A 17,001-nucleotide genomic window follows, 5' to 3' on the forward strand; every position below is an offset into this window, starting at 1 on the left:
GCATGTACCAAAATTTCAGCATTGGATTTTATAAATAAAATCCGTACTCACTCGTTGTTCAGTTTTCAAAGATCAAAATTTATTTCGAATCAGCTTGTCGCTTCATCAACTCTTATATCCTACCACATCCCAACCAACTTTGCAAGTTTTGTTTCAAAAGTCTTTTTGAAACATTCGCTCACAACCTTGTGTTTCTTGGCCGGAATTAGAATATACCATATGTAATTTTAGTTTGCAAGTATTATTTATATAAATTTTCACAACACATATTTATTAATCGTTTTCTTTCATATATTAACTCTTTTGTTTTTACTCGTGCTTAACTATAAAAAAGAACCTCCTCCCTTTTAAACCAACAGGAAAGAGGTTAATGTATTTTATATCTACTGAATTATTCGGAGCCCATAAAGGCAAAGCGGATTACTACAATTATAGCAAGCACCCACATAAGCCAGTGAATTTTAACTTTATTGCTGGTAAACAAATTACTGAACACAGCCAGCACAACGTAAGACAGAATACCAGCAGAAATACCATTCGCAATTCCACCTGTAAAAGGCATCAAAACAATAGTCAGAAACGCTGGGAATGCCAACAGGAAGTTATCCCAGTCAATATTACGAACCTGACTCATCATCAACACCCCAACGATAATCAGAGCCGGAGCGGTAGCCGCAGAGGGCACAACCAGTGCCAGCGGCGCAATAAAGAGGGCCAACAAGAACAGAACGCCTGTCGTTACAGCAGTGAGACCTGTACGGCCACCTTCTTCTACCCCTGCGGAGCTTTCTACAAATGCTGTAATTGTACTTGTACCCAATACCGCACCAGTACTTACGCCAACAGCATCTACCAGCATCGCTTTACCGATAATTTTCTCGCCTTTTTTCTTATCTTTCATTATGCCTGCGCGTGTAGCTGTACCTACCAACGTACCGAACGTATCAAACAACTCTACAAATGTGAAGATGAAAATAATATCAAACAAACCAATATGCAAAGCTGCCTTCAGGTCTAGCTGACCTACTGCCAAATTGCTGAAATTTGGAATCCAGTGGCCTGTTGTCAAGCTACTCAGATTCGTTACACCCATCGGAATACCGATTAATGTAGTAGCTACGATTCCAATCAGCAATGCGCCTTTGACCCGAACGACCATCAACGCTGCGATAATGAGCAACCCGATTAGCGCCAGCAGCGCATCCTTTTGATGTACCAGGCTACCCAGAACCAAATTAAAAGCATGACCCGGAACCGGTTGACCAACATCTGTCCCTGGAACAATACTCACCATAACCAGATTACAAAGCTTGAAGCCAACAATTGTGATAAACAAGCCGATACCAACTGTAATAGCGGTTTTTAAATTTTCCGGAACTGCAACAAGCAGCATCTGTCTAACCCGGGTAACAGTTAAAATCAGAAAGACGATACCGGATATAAATACAGCGCCAAGTGCCGCTTGCCAAGTAATCATCCCATTAGAACTCAAGACTACAGTCATAAAATAAGCATTCAAGCCCATCCCTGGTGCCATACCGATCGGCACATTTACAAACAAGCCCATCAGAATGGTTACTAAACCTGCACCTACTGCTGTCGCAAAGAAAACAGCTTCACTAGGCATCCCCGCTCCAGTTGGTCCCAAAAAGGTATTGTTGACCACCAGGATATAAGCCATGGTCATAAAAGTAGTGATCCCCGCAATAATCTCGGTGCGGACGTTCGTGCCATGTTCCTTTAATTTAAAGAAACGCTCCATGAGTCGTAATTCCTCCTACGCAAAGCATACTCGTATTGTTGTCGTTCAATTGCTGTAATATTCGCCTTCATATACGCTATATTACATCCGTTATTTTAGGCTCTCGCCTACGGCTTGTCAACAGAAAAAACGAATGTTACAAATTGAACACATATGTATTGTTCGGAAAATAGATAACCCGCAAGCTATTATACAGCTGGCGGGTTATTATTTAGGATAATCAGATATTTTTATACTTATCAAAAGCATCCGCTGTATCTGGTATATTTTCCAGATAAACGATCTTCCCTTCTGTATCTAGTCGGGCTTTGTCCACTCCAGTAAGTGTATAAACTTCGCCTGTTACTTTTTTACCGCACACTGCCCATTTAGTTTGATAGGTATCAGCTTCTTCGGAAACAAGCTTCCACCCCTCATACATATGCTTGATTTCGAGCGTCCACTCGAAGAACATGTTCAAAAAGCTTTTCCAACTGTTCATGCCTTGTTTTCGATTACCATTCAATACAAACTCAATCTTCTCGGAAAAAAGGCTGATTAATCGTTCTCTGCTCGTCTCATCATCTTTTGCTAAATCATAGTAGTGAAAATAGTCTTCTAAAATCTTCATCGAGTGGCCTCCAAAATCATTTTGTCCTCGCATATTTTTACATATTCTTCACATTGCTAGACATACGATGTAGTGTATTTGTTAAAGCCACAATTTCCTCATCGTCAAACTTAGAAAGGAGCTTTTCTTGAAAGGCTTCTCTTTGCTCTGTCAAAACTTGCAGCTCTTGAACCCCTAATTCGGTTAAACGTATATAGGTCACACGCTTATCCTGCTCTTTTTTACTGCGTAAAATAAGACCTTCCTCTTCCAGCCTTTTTAAATGCCGGGTCACTGCTGCGCCATCCAAGACGAGCAGATGTTGAAGCTCCAGCTGACTTAGTTCCTGACGATGATTAATATGATACAAAATTTCGACCTTGGTAAAGCTGGTTTTTAACTGTGCTTCAAAAGCATTATTCATTTCTTTACATAAAAGATGCATGCGATAAAATAACTGGCTTTTTTCAGAGCAATGTTCGATGACTACCTCGCCTCCTTTTGATACTTGACGCCTCAATTGATATATCAAGTATTATACACCCTCACTATAAATAAACAAGCCATGAGACAAGTCTACATATACAAAAAAGTTGGGGCTATGGCTTTTCTCCATCACGCAATTCATATCCAAACGTAATGCTATCGCCCAAAAATACAGCATGGCTACTTTGGTATTTGCCTTGATTAATTGGCATTTGATGTCTCTCCTATTCTATTAGATCGTATTATTGATTTCGATAAATTTATGTTCAATTGCTGTCATTTTGTGATTGGGACGGGATATTAAATATGTATCCATGTAGCCAAAAACCGGAGGAACGAGTAGATAGGATGCTACTTTAAATTGCCGGGCCAGCTTTTTGGACATAAGGGTAATTCCCATTCCCATTAGAGCGAATTCCACCATCGTATCAAATATTCCAACCTCGACAACCTCACCATGGGTCAATTGCATGTCCTGATACATCTTCTCTAAATGCGTGAGGTATAGGCAGCTATCCGACAATATGATAATAGAAGCTCCTTGTAGTACTTGCTGGAGATCCGAACCTTCGTGTATACCTTTCCCCACCAGCACCAGCTCTTCACGGCATATTTTTTGATAATGAATATATGGGTTGGTAGGATATCCTGTAACAAAAGCAATATCAAGCTCTCCGTCGAGGATGAATTGTTCCATTTCCGTGGTGGTTCCCGTTTTTAATGTCACCGAAACCTGCGGATACATCTCATATACCTTCGTTAGCGCCCTTGTTGTTTCGCCTGCTACAATGGACTGCATCGTGCCGACGCGCAGTTTTTCCTCCTGGGGTCTCATTTTCATCTCCGTGTCTTGCCATAGCAGCAAAATTCGCTTGTACTGAGCGTATAAAATTTCGCCTGCGGGTGTCAGTTCCATACCACGAGGCTTTCTGTAAAATAACGCTGTGCCATAATAGGTCTCCAGCTTCTTTATTTTTGCCGTCATATTCGATTGCAGATGATTCAGCTTCTGGGCAGCTTCTGTTAGACTTCTAAGCTCTGCCACCGAAACGAATGCCTGCATATTTTGAATATCCACCGCTTTACCTCCCATCAAATAAAATGATATCTACATCATTAACAAGCATTATTCTTTATGAGTTAAGTGTATTATATTGGGCTTGAGCGTTATTTTCTACTCACATTTTAAAATTAGGAGGGATGGCACATGGTTAAACAGAAGATTCGTGCAGGTATCATAGGAGGTTCGATGAATAACAAATGGGCCAGCCAAACGCATATTCCTGCTTTGCTCAAGCACCCGAGCTTGGATATCACGGCCATCGGCACTTCCCGTATAGAGAGTGCACGAAAAAGTGCAGAGGACGTAGGAGCAACATTAGCTTTTGACGATGCCAAAAAGCTCACAGCTTCCGAGGATGTGGACATGGTCGTGGTGAGCGTAAAAGTTCCCCATCATTATGAGGCGGTGATGGCGGCTATTCAAGAGGGAAAGCATATTTTTTGTGAGTGGCCTCTGGGTGCCAACACTGCGGAAGCTACTGAAATGGCTAAGACGGCGGAACTGGCGGGCATCCATCATACCGTCGGCTTGCAGGCACGTCAGGATTTTGAGGTGCAAATGATGAAAAAGCTGGTGGAAGACGGGACAATTGGTGAAATAGTATCCTGTCATATGCAAGTAGCTACTCCCGGCAAAGGAGGACGAACAGATCAGGATACGGCTTATCTGCTGAATAGAGCCAGTGGTGCCAACCTACTGACCATTAACGGAGGGCATTCCTTGGATGCGCTGCAATACATCGTTGGCGAATTCCGTGAGCTATCGGCCATCACATCCTCCCGTTATAACGAAGCCACTATTCATGAAACGGGCGAAGTCATTTCCAAGGATACTGCCGATCAGATTCTGATTCACGGACTAATGGAAAATGGAGCACCGACATCCGTTCACATTCAAGGTGGAGTGAATTCTAAGTTTGAGCTAGAGATTCAGGGGAAAAAGGGCATTTTGCGTTTGTCACAGAATCCTTCGCTTGGGCATATTCAATTTGGGAATCTGACGCTTGAAAAACTGATACATGAGCCAAGTAATGAGCAGAGTCATGCGCCTAACGGTGATTTTGAAACAATCAGTATAGCTCATGAACCTGATAGTACCCTCTATTTCCCAAAAGAAGGGGTAACCCTGAATGTAGCCAAAGCTCATCATGTATTTGCCAGGGATATTTTGACGGACACCCGTCTCGCCCCCGATTTCAACCATGCCTTAAAACTACATCAGTTACTGGACCGCATCGAGGAATCGGCTGCAACCGGGAAAAGGATCGTATGGTAAAAGTAGACTCTCAGACATCATATATAATTTTTATAATGAAAATAGACTCTAACTCATATGATTTGATCAATTATCGAAAACATTATGTAAAATGATGTTTCGAGCAGGATTGAAAAACGGTTATCACCAAATTAACTTATAAAAAGAATGTAGATAGATACTCTCCTGTTTGAACACCTCTCTTTTTTGGGAGACTATTATTCACAAAAAATTTATAGTATTTGAAAGAAGAGAGACCCGGATTGGAGGATCATTATTTTAAATGAATTTTGATAGATGAAGCATTGAAAAAATGAAACAAGATCTCCTCTACGTAAATGGAATTGCTGATTATATATAATTAAGATATTCCCACTACAACAATAAGAGCCTTAAAAACCTTTATAGTAAGGGTTTTTTAAGGCTTTTTCACTTATGCCCACTCTTTCGTTGCTGGCAGTTAGGAGGTTATGCACGATACGGTCACTACCTTGACGATACAAACGGAGATTTTCTTTCAGTACGTCACAAGGAACGCCCTCAGTCGGCGTCATACCGCAATGGAGATTACCGAATATCTACGGTGTAGGAATACATTCATTAAAAACTAGTTTTATGATTATTTTAGTTTTTCATAAACTGAGTCCATTATTTTTTGGGGATATTCGTTTTCTAATAAAAACTTTTTCAAAACGTCAAATCTAGCAACTCTATTAGAAAATTTATTTATACCTTCTGAAGAAGCTTGTTTATATTTTTTGAACAAATCATATATTTTGTTTTCTTCACCATTAAGAGACAAGGCAGCAATCTCTTCATTTTTATATTTGTTATATATTTTAACAAAATTCTTGAATTTATCAATAATATCATTATTTATATGAATATCCTTTCTAATCATATAAAAACACACAGAAAAAATCGTATATATCTGAGTTTTTCTTTTTATGAAAGTTTTTGTATCTTCATCGTATAACTCCCATATCATTTCCATAGCTTTTATAATGTTATTATGGTCCCTCTCTTTATCGGGATAATTCACTTTAAATTCTTCATAGGACTTATTGATCGCTAAAGATGCATTTGACTGTTCTATTATTCCGTTTCTCCATAACAATATAATAGTCGCACTAAACTGAACATCGTTCATTCTTCTCACATCTTGCCCCGTAAAAAAATTTATGTCATTCCAAAAATTATTAGATGCTATTTCTTCTGCTAATTCATGAAATAACCCTTTAATAGCATTACGTTTTTCTTGCTCATTCAAAGTATATTCAGTTAGATTCAATCGATCAAACATTTTAATAATATCACTTTTTTTTGCCTCTAAATCAATTTCAATAACTGATAATCTATAATTCCAAATACTTTTTTTCTCTTCGTCATTTAAATCTCGGAAATATTTTTCACTAAAAGATTTTTTCATCGATTCTTCTAATAAAGAGTTTTCTTTCAAACAAAACTCATTATCAATAAAATTGATTATCGCTTTGATTCTTTGTTGTCCATCCACAATATGTGTTATGGCATCACCAGTATCAGGGTCAGTTTCGCTTTGCCAGAAGTAAATAGATGGTATTACAAAATTTAATAGCATTGTCTCTACCAATCGAATCTGATCTTTTTCTATCCAAACAGATCTTCTTTGATAAGAATTATCCACTATTAATTCTTTCTTTTTGAACATTGCATGAATCTCTCTTACAGATTTAGTATTCTCAGTAAATTTAAATTGCACAATTAGCACTCCTTGCTTTTTCGATACTAGTAAGTTGATATTCCTCCAAATCTTCCCATGACCTATATATTCTATAAGATATTGGATGAATAATTGATAACTCTTCTATTAATTCTCTATTAGTATTATTAATCATAGTTTCTATTTCAGAATTAAAGTTAGGCATATTCGTAAAATCTTTATCATTTATATATCCTAAAAACACTGAATTAGCAACTCTTTGGTAGTTTGACATATAGTAAGTTGATTTATATTTTCTCATCGCTCTCCATATCTCTTCAAATAAGGAGTCTGAGACTATTGCCAAATCTATATCAGAAACTTTGTCATTATCATTTATTGATTGTTTTACAAATTCACGAAGTCCTTTATGTGGAGACAAACTAAAACCTATTTTAGCACTCCCCACCATCTGAACACTATGAAAACTAATTTCAAAATTTTTTGTGACTATTTCTTTAAAAGTATCAATTTTCTCAGTTACTGTCTCGTTCTCGCCATTTGAATATTCTTCAAAATACCAGTTATATGATTTCACTATATACTTCATATAAAATTCAGCTGGTTTTAATTGTGTTAATTCACTTTTCATTAAGCTATATTCGTACATGTTGTTCGCACTCCAATATTAAAATATGTTAGAAATTAACTTATATAAACTCTTAGCAATTCCATGTGACATATAATACGGAACACCATTACCTATTGTTTTAAATTTATCTGTTAAAGTCATTGATTCAGGCAAAACGAATTCTTTTGGTAATGATTGAATAGCTAGTGCTTCAGATGCAGATATTCTTCTACTCTTATAAGGATGTAGATGTACTTCATTATTCCCGTAAGCCGCCGTTGGAGAATATCTCCATCTGTGCAACCGTTTAAAAGATTTTTTTGAAATATCTCCTTCTGAAATAGTATTAAATTTTTCTAAGGCCTGCCGAGGCTTGAAATAATCAGCTGAATTAAAATGATTATATACATCATTTTCTTTAAACCAATACTCAATAGTTAATTCAGGTCTAATGTTATTAGGCATATCTAAATCCTCGTCAACCAAATAATCGGAAAGATCTGGCCAGTTATAGTTTTTTATTTCTTCTAGATTATATTGCTTAACTCCCCATTCAAAATTCTCAATCAGCTTTTCAACTTTAATATAATTTTCTTTCAAAGATTTTTTTAAGAAGCCCACCATAAATATTCTTTCTCTATCCTGTGGCACCCCATATTGTAAAGCATTTAATAATCTATCCTGAAGAATATAACCATTCATATTAAGCATATTCTTCATTTCGTCATAAAAAATTTTATGTTTTTTTGTTCTCAATAGTCCTTTAACATTTTCAAACAGAAAAAAATCCGGCTTTTCTTTCACTATTAGTTCAAAGTAGGTTTTTGTCAATTTACCATTATCACCATCACTCCCCTTATTTTTTCCCGCCGAGGAAAAATCGGGGCAAGGGGGGCCGCCAATAAATCCAACTACTCCTTCTTTTCTCTCATTTATAATCTTTTGTTTCAAACTATTGCTATCTAAATAAGTACTAATATCTTCAGCATGATAACCATATTTAGGAGACTGTATTTGCATTTCTTGACGTGAAAATTTATATGCTTTTAAAAAAGGTTCATAAAATTCATTTACCTCAACGATTTTATACCCAGATTTTTCAAATCCTAAATCTAAAAATCCAGAACCCGAAAAAAAAGAAAAGATACTTACATTCATACTTATTACCTACTTTTCCCAATCATTTTATAAATAAATTTTAAGACACTGAAGAATAACCATCGCTTCAACCCATTAAATTATATATTTTATATATGATATTAGTCCATGCTAAATTCTATCTTCCAATTAAATAATTAGGAACATATGTTTTCAATGTATTAATAAAAGAGGTTAAGAACTTTGACTAAAAAAGTTCTTAACCTCTTAACTTTAGTGCCTATTCCCATTCGATCGTTGCTGGTGGTTTGGAAGTTACGTCGTACACGATACGATTGACGTTGTCCACTTCGTTGACAATACGAACGGAGATTTTCTCCAACACGTCCCAAGGGATACGTGCCCAGTCGGCGGTCATACCGTCGATTGAGGTTACTGCGCGAATACCTACAGTGTAGGAATACGTACGGGCATCGCCCATAACGCCAACACTCTTCATATTCGGCAGAGCGGTGAAGTATTGCCAAATCTCCCGATCCAGACCCGCTTTGGCAATCTCCTCGCGCAAAATAAAGTCAGAATCACGGACAATCTTGAGCTTGTCCTCTGTCACTTCGCCCAATACACGGATGGCAAGACCCGGACCTGGGAATGGCTGACGCCATACAATTTCGGCCGGAAGTCCACATTCTTCGCCGACTTTACGCACTTCATCCTTGAACAAAGCATTCAGTGGCTCGATCAGTTTGAACTTCATGTCTTCCGGTAAACCGCCCACGTTATGGTGCGACTTGATAGTTTGTGCCGTTGCTGTTCCGCTCTCTACAATATCTGTGTACAACGTGCCTTGTGCCAGGAAGTCAAAATCATCGAATTTAGCGGATTCTTCTTCAAAGACGTAAATAAACTCGTTACCGATGATTTTACGTTTTTGTTCCGGATCATCCACTCCTGCCAGTTTGGACAGGAAACGCTCACGTGCATCAATTTTGACAACTTTCATATCAAATTTACCAACGAACGTCTCCATTACACTTTCGGCTTCACCTTTGCGCAGCAGTCCGTGATCAATGAACATACATGTCAGTTGGTCGCCGATAGCTCTGTGAATAAGCATGGCTACGACGGAAGAATCCACGCCGCCACTTAAAGCGCACAGTACTTTCTTGTCGCCTACTTGCTGGCGGATTTCACGGATTTGCTCTTCAATGAACGATTCCATGGTCCAGTTGCCTTCACAACCACACACTTCATACAGGAAGTTGCTAATCATCTCATTACCTTGAACAGAATGACGCACCTCTGGATGGAATTGTACCGCATACAGATTCCGCTCCAGGTTACTCATCGCAGCAATCGGAGCACTCTCTGTTCCCGCATCCAGTGTAAAGCCAGTTGGCAGATCTGTAACGTGATCGCCATGGCTCATCCATACCGTTTGACGAGAATCCAGCCCTTTAGTCAAACGGGCATCCTCATTGAATTGCACGTCTGCTTTGCCATATTCACGCTTGCCCGCACGTTCTACTTTACCGTCCAGTTGGTGGGCCATCAGCTGCATGCCATAACAAATACCAAAGATAGGGATGCCAAGATCATAAATTGCCCGATCCACCTGAGGAGCATTGTCTGTGTATACGCTGGAAGGTCCGCCTGAGAAAACAATTCCTTTCGGCGCCAGCTCTCTCAGCTTCTCCGCAGGCGTATTGTATGGAAGGAGCTCGCTATATACGCCGAGATCCCGAATTCTTCTTGCAATTAACTGGTTGTATTGTCCTCCAAAATCGAGAACTACAACGATTTCATTAGGCTTATTCATTACCGTGCCTCCCTCAATTGTTCGTTTCATTATACGCAACGATAAAACAACACGTCAAGAAATCAACCATAGTTGAGTGGTCATGAAAAGATTGATAAAATAAATTGATTCTAAATTACTTAATCTGCCCGTAGGAGTGTACACGATGGATGTGCTGAAATGGATTGCGCAATTGTTCGAAGAATATGGATACGGCGTCCTTTTTTTCGGCTTGCTGCTGGAGTTTATTGCCTTGCCTTTTCCCGGGGAAACCACGATGGCTTATGCGGGATATCTCTCCTATGCCGGTGCTCTGGATTTCAGCAAGCTGGTGCTGTTAGCTTTTTTGGGCACAACCATCGGTATGACCATTACCTACTTTATTGGAAAATGGGCTGGACTTCCCTTTATTCAGAAATATGGCAAATGGGTTTTGTTATCGCCGGACAAGCTACAGAAAACACAAAAATGGTTTCAACGTTATGGATACTGGCTTATTTTCCTTGGATATTTCATCCCAGGTGTCAGGCATTTTACCGGCTATTTTGCTGGAATTATAGCTCTTTCTTTCCGTAAATTTGTCCTGTATGCTTACAGCGGTGCTTTATTCTGGGTCGTCCTCTTTCTAAGCATCGGCAAGCTGTTTGGCCCGCAATGGGATGCTATTTTCCATTTGGTAGAGCTGTACGCACTACGAATCGCAGCAGCGGTTGGATTCGTAATCCTGCTGTATTTTATATATCGATGGAGAAGCTTCCTGTTTGGATCGCTATACAAATCCAAAAAATCAGTAAAAACCAGCCACAAGGATGACACGGAATAGTTAAACTCCTTCAGCCGAGCCCACATTCGCGGCTCATGATTCGAGCTACCCCTGCTCCAAACATAGACAATCCGATGATACCTTGGTTCTACGTCGTCAGCATACCCAACAATGGACCCTGTAAATACAATGGGGTCTCCTGCATTAATAATGTTTCCAAATATGCGGGTAATAAGCAGACCCTCCGTAGATGACAGGACCAAAAAAGGAATCACCCACTAGACAGTAAGACACCTACGCTAAATCCCGAACCCATAAGCCGTTATATTAAAGCCAACAAAGCTATACGGAGAAACGCCCCCCCAATTCCATTAATGTTACCTGCAGCGAATAACTCCCTGTACTGCCAATCTACCATTCTAATCAGTTCTAATACGACAGACTCCATAAATTAAACAAAAATATAATTAACCATTTAGCACTAATCATCAGATTACTTTGCAGCCGTCAAGGCATAAATCCATATATTCAGAGCATACTAAGCCAACAAACTCCAATATCGGAGGATTTTACGTATGCCAAATCAGAATAAAAGTTGTCCACTTACTCATGTATCCTCTAACTTGAAAGATAATGTAAATCATATCGAGAGCTCCTTTGGAAACAGCGGAGATGTAATCATTAAAGAGCTATTATGGATGCAAAAATGGCCAGCAGCTCTGTTTTATATCGATGGTCTGGTCAACACTCAATTACTTCATGATTCCGTCCTGCGTTCATTGATGCGGGTAAACGAACATCATGTACCGGAGGACGTAGAGCCATTTGACTATTTAAAGGATCAGGTTTTAATTGCGGGTCACTCAGGTAGTGTGGATGAAATGGACGCCCTATTCAATCAAATGTTATCCGGCAGTATTATCATTTTGCTGGATGGATACGCAAAGGGCATATGGATTGATGCGGTCGGTTGGGAGGATCGCAATGTCAGCGAGCCCCAATCCCAGACTGTTGTACGGGGTCCAATGGAGGGTTTTACTGAAAATTTGCGTACCAATACAGCTCTAATACGTAGGCGAATCCGTGATCCGCGGCTGTGGATGGAAACAAGACAGATCGGTCAAGTGACTCATACCAATGTGTCCGTGATGTATATCAAAGGAATCGCTGACGAAGGAGTTATTCAGGAACTGAGAGATCGTTTGGACCGAATTGATATTGACGGAATCCTGGAAGGGGGTTACATCGAAGAGGAGATTCAGGATGAGACCTTCACTCCATTCCCAACCATTTATAACAGCGAGCGTCCGGATTCAGTCGCTGCCAGCCTGCTGGAAGGGCGAATTGCTATTTTGGTGGACGGAACACCATTTGTTCTGCTGATACCTGCATTGTTCGTTCAATTTTTCCAGTCGGCAGAGGATTATTACCAGCGTGCTGACATCAGCACTTTGCTGCGTATGCTACGCTTCTTTTCTTTTTTTATCGCTATGCTTGCGCCAGCAGTATATATTGCGGTAACTACCTTTCATCAAGAGATGATTCCTACAAACTTATTGGTCAGTCTCGCTGCACAAAGAGAAGGCGTACCGTTTCCGGCTTTTGTCGAGGCGATGCTCATGGAAATAACTTATGAAATTTTGCGTGAAGCAGGAGTTCGAATTCCCAAGACCGTCGGGCAAGCCGTATCCATTGTAGGTACACTGGTCATTGGACAAGCAGCCGTGGATGCAGGAGTGGTCTCGGCGGCTATGGTCATTATTGTGTCAATCACAGCGATCTCCAGCTATGTTATTCCAGAAAATGGTTTATCGATAGCGGTTCGTATTGTTCGCTTCGCCTTAATGATGCTAGCGGCAGCCTTTGGACTTCTGGGAATATTGATGGGGTTAATCGTACTTTTGTTGCACTTAACCAGTCTGCGATCGTTCGGAGTATCTTATATGAGCCCGTTTGGTCCCTATGTGGAAAGCGATATAAAAGATACGCTGTTTCGCCTACCTTGGCCTCGCATGAAGACACGGCCTCAATCCATCTCTATCCAAAATACAATTCGTCAAAAAACGAAAAAAAGACGGATTGGCAATAAATCGAAAACCAGAAGGGATCAGCCATGAAACAGACCATACATTTGTTCTTCGTCTGGGGACTGATTGCATTACTATTAGGTGGTTGCTGGGATCGTAAAGAATTAAACGAGCTGGGCATCGCTATTGGGATCGGAGTGGACATGGAAGGAGACCAATATCAGGTGACTGCTCAGGTGGTCATTCCTTCTGCTGTAGCCTCCAAATCCTCACCCAGCTCAGGCTCACCAGTTGTTACTTATGAGGCTACTGCGCCCACGATTCAAGAGGCTATTCAAAAAATGACGGATACAAGCCCGCGATCCATCTATTTATCTCATATTCGTATGCTGATTTTAGGTGAAGAGTACGCGAGAAGAGGAATTTCGGATGCGATTGAAGCCTTGATGCGAGAGCCTTTTACCAGAAGCGACTTTTATATTGCGATAGCTAAAAATAATAAGGCCTCTACGATGTTAAAGATCCCCACTCCACTGGAAAAGTTGCCAGCCAATAAAATGTTTGCTTCATTGGATACGTTAACTAAAACATGGGCTCCTGCCACCAAAGTAACCATGGATCAATTGCTGAGCGACTTGGCTAATCCAGACATCCAGTCCACTCTACCCGCATTGGAAGCAGTGGGGGATATAGAATCGTCCAATGAAAAAGGTGTAGATGCCACCAAAAGCATATCTCCTGGAACCATACTAAGGTTCTCTGGCATTGGTGTATTAGAGAAAGACCGCTTGCTGGGCTGGATCAATAATCAAGACAGCAAAGGGTTCAACTACATTCGGAATACAGTGGAGTCAACTACAGGACATGCCGACTGTCAGGGAGGGGGGAACATTGCCTTATTAACCTTAAGCAGTAACACCCAAAAAAAAGTGCTTATTCGCGATGGAGAGCCTGTTATCTCCATATCCGTTACTAACGACAGCACAGTACGAGAGGTCAACTGTAAGCATATGAAGTTAAGCAGTATGGCTGATATCAAAGAAATTGAGGCCGCAAGCAATGAAAAAATCGTTGAAATTATGAAGCATTCCGTAGAGACTGTTCGACGTGAGTTTAAGTCAGACATATTCGGCTTTGGTCAACTGATCCACCAGTCCAAACCAGAGCTTTGGAAAAGACTAAAAGAAGAAAAAGAAAATCCATTTATGGATTTACAGATTGAATACAAGGCAAAGACTACGATCAAAAAAATTGGTTCCTTGTTTGAATCGTTCCAAAAAGAAATAAAGGAGTGAGCTTGGTGGAGGAGAAAGGGCGTATCAGCATTACAAATATAGCCGTACTCGTATTTTTGAGTATTATTGGAGACTGTGTACTGGTATACCCCTCCCTCATTACTAGCATATCCAAGCAGGATGCCTGGATCAGCTCATTACTTAGCATCCCTGCAGGACTGGCTGTACTACTGTTACTCCTGCGGGTACATCAGCTGTATCCTGATCTCACCTTTGTTCAGCTCTGCCAGCGAATTTTGGGTCCGTGGCTAGGCGCCCTCATTTCAATATGGTATTTGTTCCATTTAATGATGAATTCAGCGATTTATTTAAGAGAAGTCGGAGATTTTATGAACAGTCAGACCTATGTGATGACGCCTCTTCCCGTGATCAATTTACTCTTCATCCTTGTGCTGATGTGGGGGATGTATATGGGATTGGAACCCATTGCGCGTACGGCTCAAATCTTATTTCCATTATGCTTGGCTTTTGCTTTGTTTTTAATCCTATGCTTGCTTCCCCAATGTGACAGTCAGCAGCTTAAGCCCATTATGGAGCAAGGTATTCCTAAAATTATGGAGGGCAGCCTATTTGCGCTCTCCTACCCATTCGGTGAACTAGCTTTTTTACTCATGATTTTTCCCTATGTGAGCAAAAAACCGGGTCTAAAAAAATCCGTTTTACTTTCCGGACTTGCTGCCAGTATTCTGTTAAGCGTACTACTCCTAGTTTCTCTCCTGGTGCTGGGCCCTTTTGTAACCGAACATAGCGTGTACACCTCTTATACGCTATCTAAAAAGATCAACATAGGAAATTTCTTGCAGAGAATTGAATCCATGATGAGTACTGCCTGGATTATCACTACCTTTGTTAAAACCATTTTACACTTCTATGCCTTTACCTTAGGAATGACTCAGCTACTGCGATTAAATAATGTTCGGACCTTTCTTGGTCCTAGCTTCATGATCCTGTTTGGTCTGATTATCGTGTCGGCGCCTAATATTACTTACTATCTGGATACGATCGTCCATGCCTGGATTTATTGGGATTTGACGGATTCTGTTGTCCTTCCTTCGCTGCTGCTTATCGTATACAAGTTAAGATCGAAAGGCCGCCACAGCCTGGAACCCAGTTGATCCACACCCTTTAACGGAAGGAGCCTTCACCGTGCTAATCACCACTGTTATTATCTGTATCGGTCTAGCCATTGCTGCCAAAGATTTGCCAGGCTTGTATCGAAAACATCGCTTTAAAGATATGTTCGTGTACATCATTATGCTCGGAATAGGCACATGGCTTAGTGTCCTTGCCGCTAAATCAGAGGTTACGCCAAGCCCGCTGGTGCTGATTGAAATCATCTACAACCCTGTTAACGCTTTTGTATCACATGTATTTGGTTTTTAGAAAGGAGACAGCCACATGTCAAAAAAAGCACGTATTAGCGTTCGGCAAGTGACTGTCCTGATGTTTATGAGTTTAATCGGGGATATGCTCTTAATCTATCCGACTATGATTACACATATTGCTCATCAGGATGCCTGGATCAGCTCCATACTGTCCATCCCGCTGGGCTTAATCATTATTTACGTGCTTATTCGCGTTCATGAACTCCACCCGAATCTTACACTTATTGAAGCGATTCGCAAAATTTTGGGGCCCGTGTTCGGAACCATTATCTCCTGCTGGTATTTGTTTTATTTCTTCATGGGTGTCGTCCTTAATGCGAGAGAGGTAGGTGATTATCTGACTACACAGATATTTGAGGACACTCCTTTGCGCGTTCTACTGGCGATGGAAGTTTTGATGCTTGTGCTTGCTGCATTAGCGGGAATTGAAGCCTTTAGTCGGGTTAGCGAGATTTTGATACCTGTGTATATATTCATTTTTAGTGGCTTGATCCTAGCGCTGCTACCACAAATTCACCTTTCTAATGTACGTCCTGTTTTGGAAAACGGGCTCGCTCCAGTTGCTAAAGGGATGGTTCCAGGCGCGGCAATGCCTTTTGCCGGAATGTCTATCATGCTCATGGTTTTCCCTTTTGTCAACAAAAAAGGTCATTTTAAAAGGGATATGCTGCTCGCATCGCTTCTAGGCGGAGTACTGATTAGCCTCTTTCTGCTGCTCTCCCTGCTTGTGATTGGACCCTTCGTGACCAACCACAGTCCATACATTTCATCTGCCCTTTCAACCAAAATTAATGAGCTGAATTATATTACACGCATTGAATCACTGGTTGCTTTGCTCTGGGCACTAGTCGCTTATTTTAAGGGAGTCATTTTCTTCTTTGCCTTTACTTTCGGTATAACCCAGTTGTTTCGAATTTCTAATGTTCAACCTTTTATTATACCTGCGGGGGCGCTTGTGTATGGAATGACCATTTTGGTAACCCCCAATGTGTTTTATTATGTAAGAACTCTTGTTTATCCCATGGCAGCCTGGCATTATACGAACGGCTTGATCATTCCACTTCTTTTATGGATTGTTTACCTCTGCCGGCAAAAGTGGAAGCAGCGGCAAAACATATCTAAACATTAACAAAAAACCTTCTGAAACCGACGCTTAAAAAGCATAACGC

At 40.5% G+C, this 17,001-nt stretch carries 15 protein-coding genes; 7 read left to right on the top strand and 8 right to left on the bottom strand.

The window, feature by feature from the left end; translation table 11 throughout:
* Positions 1-391 precede the first annotated feature (391 nt).
* The 4 genes from G9G57_RS17525 to G9G57_RS17540 form a co-directional block, all read right to left on the bottom strand.
* On the bottom strand, positions 392-1,762 hold the full coding sequence (locus G9G57_RS17525; protein WP_016819288.1) for an NCS2 family permease: 1,371 nt from the start codon (positions 1,760-1,762) through the stop codon (positions 392-394).
* A gap of 220 nt (positions 1,763-1,982) precedes the next feature.
* The gene (locus tag G9G57_RS17530) at positions 1,983-2,372 is read right to left on the bottom strand and encodes a hypothetical protein (protein ID WP_102999196.1); all 390 of its coding nucleotides are present in this window, start codon (positions 2,370-2,372) and stop codon (positions 1,983-1,985) included.
* Positions 2,373-2,409: 37 nt separating this feature from the next.
* Entirely contained in the window at positions 2,410-2,883 is a 474-nt protein-coding gene (locus tag G9G57_RS17535; protein ID WP_164965330.1) for a MarR family winged helix-turn-helix transcriptional regulator, read from the bottom strand.
* A 186-nt stretch (positions 2,884-3,069) separates the two neighbouring features.
* Positions 3,070-3,915, bottom strand: a complete 846-nt coding sequence (locus tag G9G57_RS17540) for a LysR family transcriptional regulator (RefSeq protein ID WP_164965331.1) — start codon at positions 3,913-3,915, stop codon at positions 3,070-3,072.
* Positions 3,916-4,044: 129 nt separating this feature from the next.
* Between G9G57_RS17540 and G9G57_RS17545 the strand changes: the two genes are divergently transcribed.
* Positions 4,045-5,175, top strand: a complete 1,131-nt coding sequence (locus G9G57_RS17545) for a Gfo/Idh/MocA family protein (protein WP_164965332.1) — start codon at positions 4,045-4,047, stop codon at positions 5,173-5,175.
* Between the two features lie 598 nt (positions 5,176-5,773).
* Here the strand turns inward: G9G57_RS17545 and G9G57_RS17550 are convergent.
* The 4 genes from G9G57_RS17550 to guaA all read right to left on the bottom strand — a co-directional run bounded on the left by G9G57_RS17550 (position 5,774) and on the right by guaA (position 10,383).
* Positions 5,774-6,895, bottom strand: coding sequence for a DUF262 domain-containing protein (locus G9G57_RS17550; protein ID WP_164965333.1), 1,122 nt, complete (start codon positions 6,893-6,895; stop codon positions 5,774-5,776).
* Positions 6,885-7,505, bottom strand: coding sequence for a hypothetical protein (locus tag G9G57_RS17555; protein ID WP_164965334.1), 621 nt, complete (start codon positions 7,503-7,505; stop codon positions 6,885-6,887). Before G9G57_RS17555 ends, G9G57_RS17550 begins: the two co-directional genes overlap by 11 nt.
* An 18-nt stretch (positions 7,506-7,523) precedes the next feature.
* The gene (locus tag G9G57_RS17560; protein ID WP_164965335.1) at positions 7,524-8,624 is read right to left on the bottom strand and encodes a DNA cytosine methyltransferase; all 1,101 of its coding nucleotides are present in this window, start codon (positions 8,622-8,624) and stop codon (positions 7,524-7,526) included.
* Positions 8,625-8,844: 220 nt separating this feature from the next.
* Positions 8,845-10,383, bottom strand: a complete 1,539-nt coding sequence (guaA, locus tag G9G57_RS17565) for a glutamine-hydrolyzing GMP synthase (protein WP_017428420.1) — start codon at positions 10,381-10,383, stop codon at positions 8,845-8,847.
* Positions 10,384-10,528: 145 nt separating this feature from the next.
* Between guaA and G9G57_RS17570 the strand changes: the two genes are divergently transcribed.
* The 6 genes from G9G57_RS17570 to G9G57_RS17595 all read left to right on the top strand — a co-directional run bounded on the left by G9G57_RS17570 (position 10,529) and on the right by G9G57_RS17595 (position 16,961).
* Positions 10,529-11,185, top strand: a complete 657-nt coding sequence (locus tag G9G57_RS17570) for a DedA family protein (protein WP_164965336.1) — start codon at positions 10,529-10,531, stop codon at positions 11,183-11,185.
* 515 nt (positions 11,186-11,700) lie between these two features.
* Positions 11,701-13,242, top strand: coding sequence for a spore germination protein (locus G9G57_RS17575; RefSeq protein ID WP_017428422.1), 1,542 nt, complete (start codon positions 11,701-11,703; stop codon positions 13,240-13,242).
* Complete coding sequence (locus G9G57_RS17580; RefSeq protein WP_016819306.1) at positions 13,239-14,447, top strand: Ger(x)C family spore germination protein; 1,209 nt, start codon at positions 13,239-13,241, stop codon at positions 14,445-14,447. Before G9G57_RS17575 ends, G9G57_RS17580 begins: the two co-directional genes overlap by 4 nt.
* Positions 14,448-14,452: 5 nt before the next feature.
* Complete coding sequence (locus G9G57_RS17585) at positions 14,453-15,562, top strand: GerAB/ArcD/ProY family transporter (protein WP_016819307.1); 1,110 nt, start codon at positions 14,453-14,455, stop codon at positions 15,560-15,562.
* Between the two features lie 31 nt (positions 15,563-15,593).
* Positions 15,594-15,830: a hypothetical protein gene (locus G9G57_RS17590; protein WP_016819308.1), complete on the top strand. Its 237-nt coding sequence runs from the start codon at positions 15,594-15,596 to the stop codon at positions 15,828-15,830.
* A 15-nt stretch (positions 15,831-15,845) separates the two neighbouring features.
* On the top strand, positions 15,846-16,961 hold the full coding sequence (locus G9G57_RS17595) for a GerAB/ArcD/ProY family transporter (RefSeq protein WP_164965337.1): 1,116 nt from the start codon (positions 15,846-15,848) through the stop codon (positions 16,959-16,961).
* Positions 16,962-17,001 lie beyond the last annotated feature (40 nt).

This window comes from Paenibacillus sp. EKM211P, from assembly GCF_011066175.1.
GTDB classification, from domain to species: domain Bacteria; phylum Bacillota; class Bacilli; order Paenibacillales; family Paenibacillaceae; genus Paenibacillus; species Paenibacillus polymyxa.

Bases quoted from the DNA above. Each gene is read 5' to 3' on its own strand.
- G9G57_RS17525 (WP_016819288.1), bottom strand. From the start codon at position 1,762: ATGGAGCGTTTCTTTAAATTAAAGGAACATGGCACGAACGTCCGCACC.
- G9G57_RS17530 (WP_102999196.1), bottom strand. From the start codon at position 2,372: ATGAAGATTTTAGAAGACTATTTTCACTACTATGATTTAGCAAAAGAT.
- G9G57_RS17545 (WP_164965332.1), top strand. From the start codon at position 4,045: ATGGTTAAACAGAAGATTCGTGCAGGTATCATAGGAGGTTCGATGAAT.
- G9G57_RS17555 (WP_164965334.1), bottom strand. From the start codon at position 7,505: ATGTACGAATATAGCTTAATGAAAAGTGAATTAACACAATTAAAACCA.
- G9G57_RS17560 (WP_164965335.1), bottom strand. From the start codon at position 8,624: ATGAATGTAAGTATCTTTTCTTTTTTTTCGGGTTCTGGATTTTTAGAT.
- guaA (WP_017428420.1), bottom strand. From the start codon at position 10,383: ATGAATAAGCCTAATGAAATCGTTGTAGTTCTCGATTTTGGAGGACAA.
- G9G57_RS17570 (WP_164965336.1), top strand. From the start codon at position 10,529: ATGGATGTGCTGAAATGGATTGCGCAATTGTTCGAAGAATATGGATAC.
- G9G57_RS17575 (WP_017428422.1), top strand. From the start codon at position 11,701: ATGCCAAATCAGAATAAAAGTTGTCCACTTACTCATGTATCCTCTAAC.
- G9G57_RS17580 (WP_016819306.1), top strand. From the start codon at position 13,239: ATGAAACAGACCATACATTTGTTCTTCGTCTGGGGACTGATTGCATTA.
- G9G57_RS17595 (WP_164965337.1), top strand. From the start codon at position 15,846: ATGTCAAAAAAAGCACGTATTAGCGTTCGGCAAGTGACTGTCCTGATG.